Source organism: Olsenella sp. oral taxon 807 (assembly GCF_001189515.2).
In the GTDB taxonomy this organism is placed as follows: Bacteria; Actinomycetota; Coriobacteriia; order Coriobacteriales; family Atopobiaceae; genus Olsenella_F.
Map to the genome: position 1 here is coordinate 3,086,473 of NZ_CP012069.2, position 17,824 is coordinate 3,104,296.

Consider the following 17,824-nt stretch of genomic DNA (forward strand, 5'->3'; position numbering starts at 1 on the left):
TACGGAGCCCCCCGTACGGCAGCTCTCGTCCCGCGAGCGCCGTTCCCCGCCTTCTTCAGTTGACTATGAGAGACATCTCAGCTAGGGTACAGCATAGGTGGATGGCAGGCATCGCAGGGTGGCCGCGCGGGACCGGCGGCCGGGCCCTGCGGGCGTGTGGGCACCCAGGCAGGTCAATCCCTTGGGAGGGCGGAGCTCATGTCTCGTTTCCTGGTGGCTCGGTATCTGAGAAGGGCGGCGCCGGTGGCCGTTGCGCTCTTGGCGGCTCTTGTGGCGCTGTTGTGTTTGCCTCTCGCGGCGCGCGCTGAGGAGGTCTTCGCACTGGCGGTGCCGGGGGGCGACTTTCCAGGCGCGATTGTGGCTCCCCTCGCGATCGGAGGGATTGCCCTCATGGGGTTTGCCGCCTTCCTGGGGAGGAGGGCCGTTCCCGCACGGGCGTTCCTGTTGTGTCTGGTGGGCGGCGTGTCTTTGCTCGTCGCTGCGGGCGCTCTTGCGGCTGCACCGCGCGGGGTTGCCTCCGTGACCATCGACAGGTCGAGGCTAACGTCAGTCGAGGGCCTCAACACCTACTTCCTGAATGAGGGGGAGGGCCTCTCCGGCACCCTGGATGCCGGGGGCCGCGAGGCGCGCTCCCTCACCCTGAGGGTCTCCGACGACAGGGGCAACGTGATAGACACCCGCGAGATCCCGGTGGCAAAGGCGTGGTCCGTGTCAGACTTCGGCCTCCTGAGGGGAACCAACGTGCTTCGCGTCGAGTGCGCCCTCGACGACGGCTCCTCCGCGTCGGACACCCTCACCCTCTCCTACGGCAAGGAGGACAGGGTGGGCGCGCTCTCCATCGACAGGGGGGACAGCGACGGCGACGGCCTCATCAACTACCTCGAGACCTACTACGGGACGGATCCCATGAAGGCCGACACTGACGGCGACGGCTTAAATGACTACCTGGAGATCGCGGGGCTCGGGTACGATCCCCTTAGGGCCGACTCTGGTAGCGTGGGCGACGGGGGTAAGGACCGTGACGGCGACGGCGTGGGAAATGCCAAAGAGGTCGAGCTCGGCCTTGACCCTGCCTCCAGCGACTCCGACCTCGACGGCCTGAGTGACGGCAGGGAGCTCGAGCTGGGCACCGATCCCTTCAAGGATGACACGGACGGCGACGGGGCCGAGGATGGCTGGGAGGTGGAGAACGGCACCGACCCGCTCACGGCCCAGGACCGCTTCAGGGTGTCCGCATCGCGGTCTTCGCACGGGATTACCCTCACGCTCGAGGCGAGCGTGCCCGGGCGGGAGGTCTGGCAGGTGTGGGCCCTCCCCGCTACCGGAACGGCCATCAAGCTGGACGAGATACCGGGCTACGTCTGCGACTCCGAGCTTAGCGTGCCGGGTGACTCCGAGGACGCGACCGCCTCCTTCGACCTCTCTGCGACGCTGGCCGAGAGGCCCTCGCTCTCCCCTGCCGTCTACCGCTACAACAAGGAGACGCAGGCCCTGGAGGAGCAGGAGTCGACGCTGGACGGCACCACCCTGCGCTTCGCCCCACAGCGCGCCTCCATCTACCTCGTGGTGGACAAGGACTCCTTTGAGGGTGCCTGACGCCACGGCATCAGGAGGTCGGGCGACGAAGGTCGCCATTCCTGCCTGGACCAGTTAGGGGGCATTCCTACAGGTTGCGAAGTGAATCATTCCGTGTCTCCTTAGGGGTGGGTTATCACGCGCGGAGGCGAGAGGAGCGAGGATGGGAAGAGGCTCGACCACAATGGGCTCGCTGAGGGTGGTGGCCGTCGCCTGCCTGTGCGTGGTTGTCGCCGCCGCAGCAGTGCAGTTCGGCCCCTACTTCATCAGGATGCTGAAGTTGTACCAGGAGGGTCCGAGCATCGGGGCGGCACTCAATTCCCCTGCCGTGCAGATCGACAGGAAGTTGCACGGCACGACGTACAACTTCCTCTACGAGGACAGGGACGAGGCGGGGCGGGTCCGCTACCACTTCGTGTCGAACAGCGGCGGGAACATCCCGCTGGTCATCACCTGCGAGTTCCACTGGTTCGACAGCTGGGGCTTCCTCGAGTTCTACCCCGCCGGCTGGAACTACGTCTGCTCGAACCCGGAGGAATGGGTCGACGCCTACGACGCCTGGGGGTCGGGCCAGGGATACGGCATCCCGATACGCTGACGGGCGGCCCGGGGCCGTGACGGGGCGTCCGGCGGCCCGCGCGGGAGCGAGGGGGACGAGGATGGGTAAGAGGCTCGACCACAATGGGCTCGCTGAGGGTGGTGGCCGTCGCAGCCGTACGTGCCCGAACTACATCTGCTCGAACCAGGACGCGTGGTGCGGGGCATGCGGGAGGCGGCGGCCGGCCGCCCGGGGCATCGGAGGGAGCGAGGCATGAGCGAGGCGGGGTACCTCTCCCGCGCCTGGTCCCTGCTCGCTAGGGGCAGGGGCTGGCCCGTGGTCGTCCTGATGCTGTGCGCCTGCGCGCTCGTCCCCGTGGTGGGGTGGGCCTTCGCGCTGGGGTACGAGGTCAAGTGGGCCAGCCTCGTCGCACTGGGGTCCGAGGAGCCCCCCAGGCGAGACGGGATAGACGTCGGGCGGTGCCTGGGCGGGGGTGTCCGAGCCCTCGCCGCCGCCCTCGGCTGGTGCGTCGCATGGGTGGTGCTCGGTTACCTCGCCATGGTGGCGTTCGATGGGACGTACCTCGGCTCCCACGGGGAGGGTCCCGACGTGTGGCGGATCGTCTCGCAGTTGCCGGGGTCCCTGCTGTCCCCTTGGTCCCCCGCCTTCCTGCCGACCCTTGCCGTGAGCGCGCCCTGCGCCACCCTCGCGGCGGCGGCGGGCGTGCGGTCTGCCGTCCGCCGGGACGCGGGGCGCGACCCCGGCGGCGTCGCCGGGATGGTCGGGCGCGACCCCGGCGGTTGCGCGAGGGTCGCGGCCGCGGCCGCGCTCGTCACCCTCGCCTGCGGCGTCGCAACCTTCCTGATCGAGAGGCTGCTCGCCCCGTTCCTCCTCATCGCCCTCGCGGCCCGCAACGTGCTCCTTGCCTTCGTCCCGGTCCTGGCGGATCGGCTGTTGGGAGCCGCGAGCCTCGCCCTCGTGTCCCTGCTGCTCCACGCCACGGTTGGGCTGTGGGTGAGGCAGTTCGCCGTCCCGGGTCGGGACGCGGGCGGACCCTCCGACTGGGCGGCGCCAACTCCCCCGGCCCCCCGACGGCGGGCGCGGGGCGCGAGGGGGCTGAGGGTGACGGCGGGGCGCCCCGGCGCGATGCGGGTCAGCGTGCGTGGGGTGGTGGTCGCCGTCGCCCTGGTTGCCGCCATGGCCCCGGTCTCCTACCTCGTCGGGATGCTGGGGACCTACCTCGAGGGCCCGAGCTTGCGGGCGGCGCTCGACTCCTACGCCGTGCAGAACGACAAGAGCCAGTACGGCCTGACGTACGAGTTCCTCTACCAGGACACCGACGGGGAGGGGCGGATTCGCTACCACCTCGTGTCGACCGAGGGCGGGAACGTACCGCTGGTGCTCACCTGCGAATTCCTATGGCTCGACAGCTTCGACGCCTTCGACTACCGGCCCGCCGGCTGGAACTACGTCCGCTCGAACTCGGAGGAGTGGATCCGGGCCTACGAGGCCTGGCGTTCGAGCCCGGGGTACGACGGGCCGATACGCTGACGGGCGGCCCCGGGCCGTGGCGGGGGCGTCCTGCGGCCCGCGCGGGAGCGAGGGGGACGAGGATGGGTAGGGGCTCGACCATAGTGGGCTCGCTGAGGGTGGTGGCCGTCGCTACCGCAGTGCAGTTCGGCCCCTACTTCGTCAGGATGATGAAGTTGTACCAGGAGGGCCCGCCGCCCCTCCGACCTGTCAGCACGGCCCAGGTCCGAGAGGGCCGTCTTCTTCCTGACGGACGGGGACGACAGCAGGACGTCCGAGTACTCCTACGGGAGACTCGGCGGCATGGCGAGGGAGAGGCGCATCGCCATCTACACGTTCGTGCTGGGAGGCGACGTGGGCGACGCCAGGCACAGGGAGCTCGAGGCCATGTCCCTCGACGCCGGGGGCAAGTGCTGCCGGGGAAGCCAGGACGACCTCGCGGGCTACACGGGGATCATGCTCGGCGAGACGGTCGACTACGCGACCGACTCCAACGAGGACGGCATCAGCGACCCGTGCTCGAGCGAGGGGAGGCGGGAGGTCGACTCCCGCACGCTCGCGATCTTCTCGGCGCTGTCGTACGAGGACGGCACGGAGGCGATGCGCAGGTCCGGATTCTACAAGGAGATCGTGGGGTCCCCTCCTGAAGAGAAGGGCGAGAAGTACTACTTCCTCGACGGCGCCTCGGTTAAGCCCGGCGGGTCGGACGACTACGTCAGGGATTGGGTCGTCGCAGAGTACGAGAACATTGACGTGCCCCCTCTCATCGGTGCGCGCTTCAGCGCCACGGTGTACGTGCACGGGGATGACGTGGTCCTCGCGTATCGTGGGACGAGCGAGGACCCCGAGTGGCTCAACGACCTGTTGGGCGGTCTCTCGAACTTCACCCTCGAGGAGCCCTACGCGAAGCTCATGGCGCTGCGGGCGGCCAGGATGTACGCCGCACCTAGGAGAAACGTCTACATAACGGGCCACTCCCTCGGGGGCTACCTCGCCCAGGTGGGGGCCGCCGAGCTCATCCGCAGCGGGTGTGCCGACAAGCTGAGGAGGTGCGAGTACTTCAACGGTATGGGGTTGGACTACGGGCGGATGTCTCCAAGTCTCCCCGATCAATACCAGCATGCCTCCGAAAGGGAGCTGCTGTCGGGTTGGGGGGCGAGAACCGGGGGCCTTGTCCTGCACCGCATCTTTGGAGACCCCGTCTCGCTGTTGGGCATCCATTCGGGTAAGATCAGGCTATACGCCGCCGCCGATGAGTGCGTCAGGCACCATAAGGGCATCGATTATGGCGCGGGCGACTGGGCGCTCTCGGCCGGAGCGCTGGCTTTGGTGGTGGGGCCCGAGCCCATTCTTGCGGCTGAGCTCTACGGGATTGGCTGGGGAGGGGGTCTCATGACGTACATGTGGTCAGTTCATGAGACAGACAGCTTCCTGCATGCAGACCTCAGGTCGTGACGTGCCCTTTCGCCCTTGGCACGCCTGGAGAGGAGTTACCATGGTCTACCTTGGCTGCAGCGACAATGGGTCTGCCGGCACGCGGTGGGCGCTGAGGGGTGTCGCGGCGCTGCATGTGGCGGGGAGCGTCCTCGTCCTCCCGCAGGACCTATTTGTCTTTCTGCTCGTGCTCCTGACGGGCGTCTGCGGCGTCCGCGCCTCGTGCGACCCCCGCAGGGGCGCCCCGTACCTCGTAATGTCGAGCACGCTGCTCGTGTACCACGCGGCCCACGTGATGAGGCTGTGCCAGAACCTCGCCCTTGTGTCCGCCCCGGCCGGCAGCCTCCCCGGTGCCCCCTTCCCGGCCCTCCCGGTGCTGCTCGCCCTGGCCCGGCTCGCCCTCTCGGTCGTCGCCGTGGTGCTCGGTGTGGCCTGCGTGGGGGCGGCGGGGCCGGGCCTGGGGCCAACCGCCCCGGGATGGGGTTCTGGCGACGGGCGGGCCGCCTCCCCCTCGCTGGGCGACGGGCAGCTGAGGGGTGCTAGCCCCTGCCCCGAGCCTCCCCCGACCCAAGATCCGACTCTCTGGCCGCAGGGACGCCCTGCGGGCGGCCAGGTGGGTGGAGGGGTCGCCTCGTGCCGTCCACCCGCTGGCGGCGTGCCCGGCCCCGGCGCGCCCGCCGGCGCCCGGAGGGCGCTGAGGGTTGTCGCGGTGCTGCACCTGGTCGGGGGCGCCCTCTTCCTGCGATGGGGCTGGCCCGCCCTCCTGCTCAACCTGTCGACGGGCGTCTGTGGGATCCGGGCTTCGGATGACCCAGGCAGGGTGGTGCCCTGCCTGGCCCTGTCGGGCGCCACGCTCGCATACGCCGCGTGGAGCGCCGTCGCGCTCGCCCAGGGCATTGGCACCGTGCGGGACCTTGGCCTGTCTCCCGAGGAGTGGGCGCTCTTCGTCGGCCCCCTCACGTCCCAGGCGACGTTCATTCTCGCCTGGCTCGCCCTCTCGGGGACCTCGCTGGGGCTCTGCCTGGTCATCAGGGGTCGGAGGGGCGCGGGGCGACTCGGCCCCTGATGACGTCTTGGCGCGCACATGCGCTATGATGGGGTCACGGGAGTGCGAGGGGAGGTGCGTTGGCATGGTGGCGAATGACGCGGGCAGGGACGTTCCGAGGGCGGCAGTCACCCCCTCTTTGGTCGTCGCCGCGCTGATGGCCGTCTACCTCGGCGTGATGATGGGGTCCTACCTCGACGGCCCGAGCGTCGGGGCGGCGCTCGACTCGCACAGCGTGCGCTGGGATGAGGGGTACGGCCTGACGTATGAGTTCCTCTACCAGGACACCGACGATGCCGGGCAGGTCCGCTACCACCTCGTGTCGACCGAGGGCGGGAACATACCGCTGGTGCTCACCTGCGAGTTCCGCTGGGTCGACAACTTCAGCTTCTTCGACTACCGGCCCGCCGGCTGGAACTACGTCCGCTCGAACTCGGAGGAGTGGATCCGGGCCTACGAGGCCTGGCGTTCGAGCCCGGGGTACGACGGGCCGATACGCTGACGGGCGGCCCGGGCCGTGACGGGGGCGTCCGGCGGCTCGCGCGGGAGCGAGGGGGACGAGGATGGGTAGGGGCTCGACCACAATGGGCTCGCTGAGGGTGGTGGCCGTCGCCTGCCTGTGCGTGGCCGTCGCCGCCGCCGTGCAGTTCGGCCCCTACTTCGTCAGGATGATGAAGGTGTACCAGGAGGGCCCGAGCATCGGGGCGGCGCTCCATTCCCGGGTCGTGCGGAACGACAGGGAGCTGTACGGCATAACGTACACCTTCCTCTACGAGGACACAGACGAGGCGGGGCGGGTCCGCTACCACTTCGTGTCGGACAACGGCGGGAACATCCCGCTGGTCATCACCTGCGAGTTCCGCTGGTTCGACAGCTGGGGCTTCCTCGAGTTCTACCCCGCCGGCTGGAACTACGTCTGCTCGAACCCGGAGGAGAGGGTTCGCGCCTACGACGCCTGGGGGTCGGGCCAGGGGTACGGCATCCCGATACGCTGACGGGCGGCCCCGGGCCGTGGCGGGGGGTGTTATGATGGGGGCGTCCGGCGGCCCGCGCGGGATCGAGGGGGGCGAGGATGGGTAGGGGCTCGACCATACTGGGCTTGCTGAGGGTGGTGGCCGTCGCTACCGCCGCACGGGCCGGAACTGCGCCCGCCCGAGCCGTGACGGGTGGCGCGAGGCATGCGGGAGGCGGCGGCCGGCCGCCCGGGGCATCGGAGGGAGCGAGACATGAGCGAGGAGGGGTACCTCTCAGACGCCTGGTCCCTGCTCGTCAGGGGCGGGGGCTGGCCCGCGGTCGTCCTGACGCTGTGCGTCTGCGCGCTCATCCCCGTGGTTGGGTGGGCCTTCGCGCTGGGGTACGCGGTCGAGTGGGCCCGCGACATCGCCCTGGGGTCCGACGAGCCCCCCAGGCAGAGGGGGATAGACGCCGGGCGGTGCCTCGACGAGGGCGTCCGCACCCTCGCCGTCGCCCTCGGCTGGTGCGCCGTCCCGGCGGTGCTTCTCGCCATTGACGCCGCGGTGACGGGAGAGCCGTCGTTTCCCCACCTCCTCCTCGCCGTCCTGGCCGCCAGGCCCGACTTCATCTTGCTGCCCCTGCTGGCCCTGCTGGTCGTCGGCCCCATCGCCCTCCTGCTGCCCATCCTCGTCGCATCGCCCTGCGCCGTCCTCGTGGCCGCGTCGGCCGTGCGCTCGGCCGTCCGCCGGGACGTGGCCGCGGGGCGTCGCGTCTGCGGCGTCACCGAGATGGTCGGGCGCGACCCCGGCGGCTACGCAAGGGTCTCCGCCACGGTCACGCTCCTCACCCTCGCCTGCGCCACCGCCCTCGTGATGCTCCCCTGGGTGGCGGACTACCTCCTCGCCCGACTCGCCCCGGGCGGGGGCGGGGTCATCGGCGCCCTCTCCACCCTGCTGTACTGCCTGCTCGCGTTCGCGTCCTGCTCCCTCCTCCTGCTGGTGTCCCATGCCATGGTCGGGCTGTGGGTGAGGCAGTTCGCCGCCCCGGCGGGGCGCGGGGCCGAGGGGCCGGCGCCCGCCCAGCCCCGGGAGGCCGCCCTCGAGGCCGGCGGCGCCGGGGCGCGCGACTGGGCGGGCGGGCCCCCGCCCAGCCAGGACGCCGGGCCTGCGCCGGGAGGGCCCGGGCCCGCGGGCGGCGCCCCTCCCGGGCCCGCCGCCGCGCGCCCCCGCGCGCCGCGAGGGAGGAGGCGCCTCATGAGGAGGGCCGTCGCCGTGGCCCTGAGCGTCTGCCTGCTGGTCGTGGTCCTCTGGCCGGTGCTGAGCATGTGCGCGACGTACCTCATGGGCCCCTCGGCGGCCGGGGCCGACGCCGCCGCGGCCAGGTACGGGAACGGCTACTCCGCGGGCCACTCCCTGGGGAGGCACGTCTACGTGCGCGTCGGGGAGTCCGACCACGCGGGCTGGGGGAGGGAGTACTACTACGAGGCCGAGGACGACCCCTCCGTCCGCTTCAAGATCGTGAGCGCGTTCTACTGGGTGCCCGCGATCGAGAACCCCCAGCAGCCGCGGCTGCTCTTCGGGGCCGACTACGACCTCGACTACTGGGAGCCGTCGTGAGCGCCGGCGCCGCTAGGGGGCCGTGGCATGCCTGCTCCCCGCCGTGGCGCCGGCCGCCCGCCTCGGCGTGATGCCGGGGGCCTACCTCGGGGGCCCGAGCGTTGAGGCGGCGCTCGGCTCTTGCGCCATGAGGTGGCACCGCGAGGCGCTCGGCATCACGTACCGCTTCCTCTGCGAGGACACTGACGGGGAGGGGTGGGTGCGCTACCACTACGTGTCGACCGGGGGAGGGGACATACCTCTGGCCCTCACCTGCGAGTTCCTCTGGCTCGGCAGCTTCGACGCCTTTGACTACCGGCCCGCCGGCTGGAACTACGTCCATTCGAACTCGGAGGAGTGGGAGGAGGCGTACTACGGCAGGAGCCTGCGGCCGACGGTCCCGCAGGGCACGCCGGCCGCAGATGGGCATGGGGAGCAGAGTGACGACGATCGCCGTCTCTACTCCGCCGACGGAGAGGGGTATTGTGGACACGAGAGGGCCCTGGGCCTGTACGGCATGGGCCTCCTGTGGGTGGTCCACGAGACGGACAGCTTCCTCTACGACATCCCCAGAGGGCCGTACCGCCGCGAGGGGGGCGCATGATGGGGATGCCCGGCGGCGCGGGGGAGGTGTCCCGACGTGGGTAGGGGCGCGACCAGGGCGGGCCCGCTGGGGGTGGCGGGGACCGCCCTGCTGTGCATAGCCGCCCTGGTCACCGTGCTGTCGGCCCCCCATCTCATCAGGATGCTGGGGGAGTACCGGGAGGGCCCGAGCCTGCGGGCGGCGCTCGACTCCCACGCCGTGCAGAACGACAAAAGCCAGCACGGCCTGACGTACACCTTCCTCTACCAGGACACAGACGGGGCGGGGCGGGTCCGCTACCACTTCGTGTCGGACAACGGCGGGAACATCCCCCTGGTCATCACCTGCGAGTTCCACTGGTTCGACAACCTCGACTTCTCCCACCACCGCCACGCCGGATGGAACTACGTCCGCTCGAACCTGGAGGAGTGGGTTCGCGCCTATGAGGCCTGGCGGACGAGTCCGGGGTACGACGGGCCGAGGACCAGAGTCCGGTCCTGATATGCCACATGGAGATGCATCGTAAGAGGAAGGAGAAAGGGGCCGTGGACGACACGTTTGACTTCAAGCTGACGGTGACCTTGTCCGGTTTTGACAACGATGGGTGGGAGCTGCTCAGGTATGGAAGGAGCATGGGGCTGTACGGCGAGGACCTCCTGTGGATCGTCCACGAGACGGACAGCTTCCTCTACGACATTACGAGGGGGCCGTACCGCCACGAGGGAGGCGCATGATGGGGATGCCCGACGGCACGGGGAGGTGTCCCGGCGTGGGCGGGGGTACGGTCAGGGTGAGCTCGCGTGGGGTAGTGTCCGTCGTCTTCCTGTGCGTAGCCCTCTTGGGCATCGCGCTGTCGACTCCTCAGATCTTCAGGACATTGAAGGAGTACTGGGACGGTCCGAGCGTCCAGGGGGCGTTTGACTCCTACACCGTGCAGAACGACAGGGACAGGTACGGCCTGACGTACCGCTTCCTCTACGAGGACACCGACGAGGCCGGGCAGGTCCGCTACCACTTCGTGTCGACCGAGGGCGGGAACATACCTCTGGTGCTCACCTGCGAGTTCCACTGGTTCGGGAGGTGGGGCATCTTCGAGCATCGCGATGCCGGCTGGAACTACATCTGTTCGAACTCGGAGGAGTGGCTTCATGCTTACAACGCATGGGAGTTGAGCCCGGGGTACGACGGGCCGAGACGCCATCTCTTCGACAGGCAGCCTTGACCTGCGGGATGCCTCTGAGCGCGCTGCAGAGATATGCGCGCGCCATCCGGCGGTGGGAGGTGGCGTGCTCGGCGGCGCCGGATGGCGCAGGGATTGACATATGCGCAGCTGTCGGGAAATAGCGTGCCACTCGGTGCAACCGAATGGCACGTGCATCGCGCATTCGGCACCACTGGGTGGTGCAGCCGAGCTTTGCAAGCCCGGCGTTCGCGTCCCGCGCTCCACTGGGGGGCGGGGACGACGTCGCTACGGGATGCCCGAGCTGGCAAGAGGAGGCGTGTGGACTGTCCGCTGACCAGATGCTGGACGCTACGCTAGCCTGGGAAGGCGTCGCCGGCCCACCTGTTAACGGTGGCACGCCCTGTGCCAAGACCTCACCCTTGCGTCTGTTGCGGCCGACTGTCTCGTGCACGTATGCGCTATGATGGGACTATGTATGCGCGAGGGGGGTTATTGGCATGGTGGCGGACGGCGCGGATATGGTATGTCCCGAGGGCGGCGATCATCCCCTCCCTAGTTATCGCTGCGATGATGGGGTCCTACCCCGAGGGCCCGAGCGTTGGGAATGTGCTGGGCTCGTGCAGGGGGCGGTGGGGCGGGGAGCGGCGCGGCCTGGCGTAGAGCTTCCTCTCTGCCAGGACAGCGATGAGGCGGGGAGAATCCACTATCGCCTCGTGTCGGACGACGGCGGGGACCTGACCCCGATCATCGCCTGCGAGCTCCACTGGCTCAGCAGGCCTGATTTCCTCGGCCATCGCCACGCTGGTTGGAACTACATCCGTTCGAACTCGGAGGAGTGGCCTCACGCGTACGGCGCTTGGAGGTCGAGTTCGGGATACGGCAGGTCGGGGCCCGGCGCCTGGTGTGCGGTGGGCGAGGGCCTCGAGGTCGGACTCCGGCCTTTCCATCCGCGTCGGGGCGCGTGTCACCCGTGGCGTGGCGTCGGGCGCTTGGGGGCGCGCCCCTCGGGGTGGGTCGCCGCGTCGTCGGGGTGGGGCTGACTGACCATGAAGGACACGAGATACCTCTCCCGCGCCTGGGCGCTGCTCACCAGGGACAGGGGCTGGCCCGTGGTCGTCCTGATGCTGTTCTCCTGCGCGTTCGTCCCTGTGGTGGGGTGGGCCTTCGCGCTGGGGTACGAGGTCGAGTGGGCCTGCCTCATCGCCCGGGGTCTCGAGGAGCCCCCGGGTCAAAGGGACATCGACGCCGGCCGATGCCTCAGGAGCGGCTGCCGGTCCCTCGTCGTCGCCCTTGGCTGGTGCGTTGCGTGTGCGGCCCTCTTCCTTCTTGCCATGACGGTGACGGGCGGGTCGCTTCCCAGCGCCCCTCCTCATGACCCGAGGGAGGACGACCTGTGGATCTTCTCCCTCTCGTTCCTGGCCGCCCAAGCCGCCGGCTCCACCACCTTCTGGCTGCTCGTCGCCTCGGGCTCGCTCTGCGCGACCCTGGCGGTCGTGGCGGGCGTGTGGGCGGCCGTCTGCCGCAGCGTTGCCGCAGGATTTCGGGTCGCTCGCATCATGGGGATGGTCAGGAGCGATGTGGGTGGATATATTGGCATCTCGAGCGTTGCCGTGTTCGTCTTCCTCGTCCTCTTCGCCCTTCTTCCGGTGTTTTTCTTCCTGCTCGGCGTAGCGGCCTTCTCCTCACTGTTCGTCGGCTGGGACTGCATAAGCATGACGGATCTCGCGTTTCGTCTGCTGGTGGTCATGGCCTGCACCCTCATGTCGTTGATGCTCCACGCGATGGTCGGCTTGTGGCTGAGGCAGTTCGACATCCCGCTTGGGGGCGCGGACGGGGCGTTGTCGCTCATGGCGTCGCAGTCGCAGGACCGGCCTTGGCCCGTTGCGCCCCCACGCTCGGCCACTCTGCGGCGCGGGGCCCCACCCTTTTCCGAGGACCCGGTTGAGCTCGCCATCGAGACGCTCGCGTCACCACCCTCCGGCTGGCGGATGCCGAGGGCCCGCGGGAGGGTGGGGGCGTCATCGGGCGAGGGCGCAAAGTCGATATCAACCGATGGCAGCCGATGGGGCGAAGACAACCCTCAACCCAGCTAACCGTGCGGGGGCGTCGATGTCGGTACGGCTGTCACCTCCATCGGGCGGGGCAAGTGTTACCGTCGGGCTCATTTGGGGCTAAATGGGCCCTACGGTAGCGCAAGGGCAGAGTGTGAACGATCCTGTGGGGACTTGCGAGCGATGGCCTGCACGAGAGGCATGGGGATAAGCGCTACGTGAGGCACGCCCTGAGAAAGCAGCTGGGCCATAGAGGGCGGCTTCCCCACGATGGGCGCGACCGAGTTCGCCACGCGCTACGTCCCCGCCCTCGCGGGCACCTGGGTGTGGGTGCGGGGGCGCGGCCGGGCAATGTCATTAACCCGTGATTCCCGACCCTGATTCTTACCACTGGCGAACGGAACCTCCACCGGACACTTGGCGCCGATCGTCCGATGGAGCTTGCGCGCGACCGACGTGGGCTTGCAGGTGGCTGCCTTGTCGTCGCATGCCTCGCGCCTCTGGTTGCGCGCGGCCGCCAGCGCCTGCGGCATCGGCGATGCCCTCGCGGGGATCTCCGGCCGTGGGCGGCACTCCACCTGCAGGCGACCGGCTCGGCGCTCGCCTCCCGAGGTGGCGCAGGATCCTCTCCTCGGGCTCGTCCCTGCTGGAGACCCGGATGCCGCGCGGCGTCTGGCGGGTCGTCCTTGAGAAGAAGCTCTCGGCCAGGTCCGGCCGGGAGCCGTGTCTGAGCGCGACCGATTTGCACCTTGTGGGCCTCGGCGCGAGTGAGGTGGGATTGCCATGGTGCCGGATGCCCGTCACACCCCTATAATCAGGCACAGGCGGTGACCGAGGACGTACTTATCATAGGTTTGTCCGAATGGGAGCGTGACCGTGGACTATTGCTCTAACCAAGGTGGGTCCGACTATAGAGGACGTACCGACGCTCAGGGTGCATTGAGGCTCATCTCGATCCTGCATGTGATCATGAGCTTCGTTATCCTTGGGCGGGATTTGTTCGCTTAGCTGCTCATGTTGTCGGCGGGTATCTGCGGCATCCGCGCCTCGGTTGACGCGAGAAAGTCGATGCCTTGCGTGGTGCTGTCAGGCGCCGTGCTTGTGCACCATATACACTATACGGTGACCTCCTTTCAGAGGCGTCCCCCGTGGTCGTCATGGGCGACCTGTTCTCTCCCGAGGAGGCCTTCATCTTCTTCATCGCTCCCCTGATAATCTGCATCGTGGCTTGGTTTGCCCTCTCGGCGGCCGCAGTGGTGCTTGGCTTGATTGTCAAGAGGCAAAGCGAGGGGTCGGGGCCTGAGCCGGGTTAGCGCCTGATCTGGGATCCTGCGGTGAGAGGGGGATGTGGGTTCGGGGCGGTCGGTGCACGAGTTCGCAGGCATCGGGAACTTGAGTGGAGGCAGGAGGCTCGTCGGCCCTTGCGCCACTCGATGCCACTGAGTGCGTGGGGTCCGTTGCCTGCGGGCGTCCTGCGCGGAAGGCGAGGTGTGTGATGGAGTGCGTCCTCGCTCGCTGCTTGCATTGATGGTGACCGGGTGGCATCGAGCTCATCGCACGGTCTAATTTTTGGTGTGAGCTTCGGCGTGGTTAGAGATCTAGCCGGGAATTACGGGTTAATGACACTGGGCGGTCGTTTCCGGGTCCGCCACGGGGGGTGTTATGATGGGAGCGACCGACAGCTCGCGCGGGAGCGAAGGGGCGAGGATGGGTAGAGGCTCGACCATAATGGGCTCGCTGAGGGTGGTAGCCGTCGCAGCCGTACGTGCCCGAACTACATCTGCTCGAACCAGGACGCGTGGTGCGGGGCATGCGGGAGGCGGCGGCCGGCCGCCCGGGATATCGGAGGGAGCGAGACATGAGCGAGGCGGGGTACCTCTCCCGCGCCTGGTCCCTGCTGGTCAGGGACAGGGGCTGGCCCGTGGTCGTCCTGACGCTGTGCGTCTGCGCGCTCGTCCCCGTGGTTGGGTGGGCCTTCGCGCTGGGGTACGCGGTCGAGTGGGCCCGTAGCATCGCCCTGGGGTCCGACGAGCCCCCCAGGCAGAGGGGGATAGACGCCGGGCGGTGCCTCGGCGAGGGTCTCCGCACCCTCGCCGTCGCCCTCTGCTGGTGCGCCGTCCCGGCGGTGCTCCTCGCCCTCGACGCCGTGGCGATGGGCGGGCCGCGGTTCCTTCGCCTCATCCTCCGTGCCATGGTCACTAGGCCTGACTTCCTCTGGATGGCCTTGCTGGACGTCGGCCCCATCGCCCTCCTGCTGCCCATCCTCGTCGCATCGCCCTGCGCCGTCCTCGTGGCCGCGTCGGCCGTGCGCTCGGCCGTCCGCCGGGACGTGGCCGTGGGGCGTCGCGTCTGCGGCGTCGCCGGTATGGTCGGGCGCGACCCCGGCGGCTACGCAAGGGTCTCCGCCACGGTCACGCTCCTCACCCTCGCCTGCGCCACCGCCCTCGTGATGCCCACCCGGGAGGCGGGCGCGCTCCTCGTCCTCCTCGTTCTGGGCGCGGGCGGGGTCGTCGCCGGCGCCCTCTCCACCCTGCTGTACTGCCTGCTCGCGTCCGCTTCCTGCTCCCTCCTCCTGCTGGTGTCCCATGCCATGGTCGGGCTGTGGGTGAGGCAGTTCGCCGCCCCGGCGGGGCGCGGGGCCGAGGGGCCGGCGAGCGCCCCGCCGGCGCCCGCCCAGCCCCGGGAGGCCGCCCTCGAGGCCGGCGGCGCCGGGGCGCGCGACTGGGCGGGCGGGCCCCCGCCCAGCCAGGACGCCGGGCGTGCGCCGGGAGGGCCCGGGCCCGCCGCCGGGCGCCCCCGCGCGCCGCGAGGGGGGAGGCGCCCCATGAGGAGGGCCGTCGCCGTGGCCCTGAGCGTCTGCCTGCTGGTCGTGGTCCTCTGGCCGGCGCTGAGCATGTGCGCGACGTACCTCATGGGCCCCTCGGCGGCCGGGGCCGACGCCGCCGCGGCCAGGTACGGGAACGGCTACTCTGCGGGCCACTCCCTGGGGAGGCACGCCTACGTGCGCGTCGGGGAGTCCGACCACGCGGGCTGGGGGAGGGAGTACTACTACGAGGCCGAGGACGACCCCTCCGTCCGCTTCAAGATCGTGAGCGCGTTCTACTGGGTGCCCGCGATCGAGAACCCCCAGCAGCCGCGGCTGCTCTTCGGGGCCGACTACGACCTCGACTACTGGGAGCCGTCGTGAGCGCCGGCGCCGCCAGGGGAGAGGGATTGTGGGCTACCAGCCTTCCTGTACGCGAGCCCACAATGGCGCCATGGGTCTTGTGTCGCATGACTCAACATACGCGGTGTGCTCACGCGATCTCACATATTCAAGGACATCTTCGGGTAATACCAAGGCTTTTTGGCAAGTCGTCGGGCGATATTCCGCGCACGTCTTGTGGCGGTGCCGTCGCGCTACCACAGGTGGGCTGTCTTAGCGATCCTCTTCTTCTGCTATCATTTCGAAAGTGGGCCAAAGGCGGGCGCTTCGTTGGCTTTCCTAACCTTGGGGCTGAGCGTATGAATCTTCTGTTCTGGAATCTTAATCGCAACGACAACACTGGTCTCATAGCGTCTCTTGTCACGGAGAAAGACGTTGATGTTGCTATGTTTGCCGAGCACCGGTAAGTCGACGTTCCCGCGCTCGTCAGAGTCCTCGGCCCTTGTTATCAGCCGGGGCCTTCGTGGCTAGGCTGCGATAAAGTTAGGTCAGTCATGAAAACTGACCTCAGGGTTAGACACACATGGGAAGAGACAAGGTTCTCGGTCAGCTATATCGGGGGCAGAGATCGAGACTACATCTTGGCGATGACCCATCTGCCGGACAGGCGCTCCAGTCCAAATGTGGCCTCCAGACTCATTGAGATTCGCGCACTCATGAGGCGGGTGCATACAGCGGAGACACAGTGTAGCTGCGACAACACAGTCATCATTGATGACCTGAACGCGAATCCATACGATAGCGAGCTGCTTCAGGTGGATGCACTCAACGCAATCCCCTTCAAGGAAGTCCTTAGAGTTCACAAGAAGAGAACGTGGCATGGGTGGGACTTCAAGTATTTATACAACCCAGTTCTCAACTGGCTTTCCGAAAGCACCACAATGTACGGGTCCTACTACCGTGCGACTGCCGATGCAGAGCCGTACTGGCACTGTCTCGACCAAGTGTTGGTGAGTCCCTCGCTTATGGATAGTATCTCGCAGTTTGCCTACCTCAGAAGCATTGGTGGCGAGGATCTTGTGGAGAAGTGGCGACCCAAAAAGAAGATCAGTGACCATCTGCCACTGTTTGTAACAATTCAATGAGAGGACTGTCAAATGACTGATAGTACGAACCTCTGGACCGGCCTTCTCAACGATGAGCTCTATGAGCGCACCAATGAGGTGGGGGTATTCCTAACAAAGATGGCCGCTGACCTGGGCGAGGCGACTGACGGTGCAGTGAGGGCGGCATATCACAAGCAGTCAGAGGAGGACCTCGCCGGAGCGCTTTTTCCGATTTTTCAGGAGGCGCAGAAACTGCAGGAAACAGTTTCGGTAACTCATCTTCAGCAAGACTCGCATATTGATGCGAACAATCTCTATAAGAGCCATACGTACGTCTTCGACATTCAGAATGAGACGTATTCGTTTCAGCTTTTCCTGTTGGTGGTGCCTCCGGTCTTTCCTATCGCAATGACTGTTGATGAGGGTGTGTACCGCGATACCGCGCATCTGCTCAATAGCTGTGGCACGGTAGACGATGAGAAGTTTAGCGTTGAAATTACCAGTCAGGAGGGATTGGTCGAGTGTTTCGACATACTGCTGAAAAGCAAAAAGCTAAGATACCTGGTTAACTCGCTCTGCAAGGAGCAAGGGCAGTCATACCTATATGACGAATCGACCGAGAAGGCCTTCCGATAGGTTACGCGCCGCAGAGAGAGGAGAGGTCCTGGTGAGGGGACGTCACCGTGGCCCCGGGTGCCTGCCCGCCGGTCCTTCGGCGGCCGGGACCGATGGCGTGGCGGTGAGGTGCGGGAGCATCTACTCCGCGAGCCACTCTCCGGGGAGGTGCACGTGGACTTCGGGCGTTCGGTGTACGAGCTCGCGGGCATTGGGGCCTTGTGCGAAGGTAGGGGGCTCGTCGCGATGCGACTGTGCGTGCCTGGCGCCCACCATGCAAGCCCATGTTGTCTACGGTACGCCATGGCGCTGCAAAACTCATCTTTTCCAGTCGGCCGGAGCGCTCTTGTAGAGGATCCCCCGACCGGGGTACCATGATGCACCTTTCTTGATGTGGCCGAACCTCGTACAAGGTTGCGTCTGGCCAAGACGGTCGTGCCGGTGGTGGTACGGCAAGCCCTCGCGTCATG

General features: G+C 67.8%; 19 protein-coding genes. All 19 read left to right on the forward strand.

All coding sequences use genetic code 11. The annotated features are described in order from the left end of the window. Nucleotides 1-198: 198 nt before the first annotated feature. Nucleotides 199-1,596, forward strand: coding sequence for a thrombospondin type 3 repeat-containing protein (locus ADJ70_RS13295; RefSeq protein ID WP_050342169.1), 1,398 nt, complete (start codon nucleotides 199-201; stop codon nucleotides 1,594-1,596). A gap of 142 nt (nucleotides 1,597-1,738) precedes the next feature. After that, entirely contained in the window at nucleotides 1,739-2,173 is a 435-nt protein-coding gene (locus ADJ70_RS13300; RefSeq protein WP_157051555.1) for a hypothetical protein, read from the forward strand. A gap of 61 nt (nucleotides 2,174-2,234) precedes the next feature. Next, nucleotides 2,235-2,390, forward strand: coding sequence for a hypothetical protein (locus ADJ70_RS15015; RefSeq protein WP_172674515.1), 156 nt, complete (start codon nucleotides 2,235-2,237; stop codon nucleotides 2,388-2,390). Beyond that, complete coding sequence (locus ADJ70_RS13305; RefSeq protein ID WP_050342173.1) at nucleotides 2,387-3,664, forward strand: DUF4013 domain-containing protein; 1,278 nt, start codon at nucleotides 2,387-2,389, stop codon at nucleotides 3,662-3,664. The genes ADJ70_RS15015 and ADJ70_RS13305 overlap by 4 nt, the downstream gene beginning before the upstream one ends. 282 nt (nucleotides 3,665-3,946) lie before the next feature. Next, nucleotides 3,947-5,098: a DUF2974 domain-containing protein gene (locus tag ADJ70_RS13310; protein WP_050342175.1), complete on the forward strand. Its 1,152-nt coding sequence runs from the start codon at nucleotides 3,947-3,949 to the stop codon at nucleotides 5,096-5,098. 40 nt (nucleotides 5,099-5,138) lie between these two features. Next, nucleotides 5,139-6,143, forward strand: coding sequence for a hypothetical protein (locus tag ADJ70_RS13315; RefSeq protein WP_050342177.1), 1,005 nt, complete (start codon nucleotides 5,139-5,141; stop codon nucleotides 6,141-6,143). 64 nt (nucleotides 6,144-6,207) lie between these two features. Then, entirely contained in the window at nucleotides 6,208-6,624 is a 417-nt protein-coding gene (locus ADJ70_RS13320; RefSeq protein WP_050342179.1) for a hypothetical protein, read from the forward strand. Nucleotides 6,625-6,685: 61 nt separating this feature from the next. Further along, complete coding sequence (locus tag ADJ70_RS13325) at nucleotides 6,686-7,117, forward strand: hypothetical protein (RefSeq protein ID WP_050342181.1); 432 nt, start codon at nucleotides 6,686-6,688, stop codon at nucleotides 7,115-7,117. Nucleotides 7,118-7,348: 231 nt separating this feature from the next. Then, nucleotides 7,349-8,692, forward strand: coding sequence for a DUF4013 domain-containing protein (locus ADJ70_RS13330; RefSeq protein WP_050342183.1), 1,344 nt, complete (start codon nucleotides 7,349-7,351; stop codon nucleotides 8,690-8,692). Nucleotides 8,693-8,714: 22 nt separating this feature from the next. Further along, nucleotides 8,715-9,275 (forward strand): hypothetical protein, encoded by a 561-nt coding sequence (locus ADJ70_RS13335; RefSeq protein WP_050342185.1) that lies wholly within the window; start codon nucleotides 8,715-8,717, stop codon nucleotides 9,273-9,275. Nucleotides 9,276-9,311: 36 nt separating this feature from the next. Next, nucleotides 9,312-9,755, forward strand: coding sequence for a hypothetical protein (locus tag ADJ70_RS13340; protein WP_050342187.1), 444 nt, complete (start codon nucleotides 9,312-9,314; stop codon nucleotides 9,753-9,755). Between the two features lie 44 nt (nucleotides 9,756-9,799). Then, nucleotides 9,800-9,988, forward strand: coding sequence for a hypothetical protein (locus tag ADJ70_RS13345; protein WP_157051557.1), 189 nt, complete (start codon nucleotides 9,800-9,802; stop codon nucleotides 9,986-9,988). Next, nucleotides 9,985-10,476 carry a hypothetical protein gene (locus tag ADJ70_RS13350; protein ID WP_157051558.1) on the forward strand — a complete coding sequence of 164 codons (492 nt, stop codon included), beginning with the start codon at nucleotides 9,985-9,987 and terminating at the stop codon, nucleotides 10,474-10,476. The genes ADJ70_RS13345 and ADJ70_RS13350 overlap by 4 nt, the downstream gene beginning before the upstream one ends. A 1,007-nt stretch (nucleotides 10,477-11,483) precedes the next feature. Continuing rightward, on the forward strand, nucleotides 11,484-12,530 hold the full coding sequence (locus ADJ70_RS13360; protein ID WP_050342196.1) for a DUF4013 domain-containing protein: 1,047 nt from the start codon (nucleotides 11,484-11,486) through the stop codon (nucleotides 12,528-12,530). Nucleotides 12,531-13,364: 834 nt separating this feature from the next. After that, nucleotides 13,365-13,496, forward strand: coding sequence for a hypothetical protein (locus ADJ70_RS15525; RefSeq protein WP_256381294.1), 132 nt, complete (start codon nucleotides 13,365-13,367; stop codon nucleotides 13,494-13,496). 140 nt (nucleotides 13,497-13,636) lie between these two features. Next, nucleotides 13,637-13,801 (forward strand): hypothetical protein, encoded by a 165-nt coding sequence (locus ADJ70_RS14820; RefSeq protein ID WP_157051559.1) that lies wholly within the window; start codon nucleotides 13,637-13,639, stop codon nucleotides 13,799-13,801. A gap of 545 nt (nucleotides 13,802-14,346) precedes the next feature. Beyond that, a complete protein-coding gene (locus ADJ70_RS13370) occupies nucleotides 14,347-15,675 on the forward strand; it encodes a DUF4013 domain-containing protein (protein WP_050342200.1) in 1,329 nt (442 codons plus the stop codon). A 512-nt stretch (nucleotides 15,676-16,187) separates the two neighbouring features. Continuing rightward, the gene (locus ADJ70_RS13375) at nucleotides 16,188-16,778 is read left to right on the forward strand and encodes a hypothetical protein (RefSeq protein WP_050342202.1); all 591 of its coding nucleotides are present in this window, start codon (nucleotides 16,188-16,190) and stop codon (nucleotides 16,776-16,778) included. Nucleotides 16,779-16,790: 12 nt separating this feature from the next. Next, nucleotides 16,791-17,375, forward strand: a complete 585-nt coding sequence (locus ADJ70_RS13380; RefSeq protein WP_050342204.1) for a hypothetical protein — start codon at nucleotides 16,791-16,793, stop codon at nucleotides 17,373-17,375. Nucleotides 17,376-17,824: the final 449 nt, after the last annotated feature.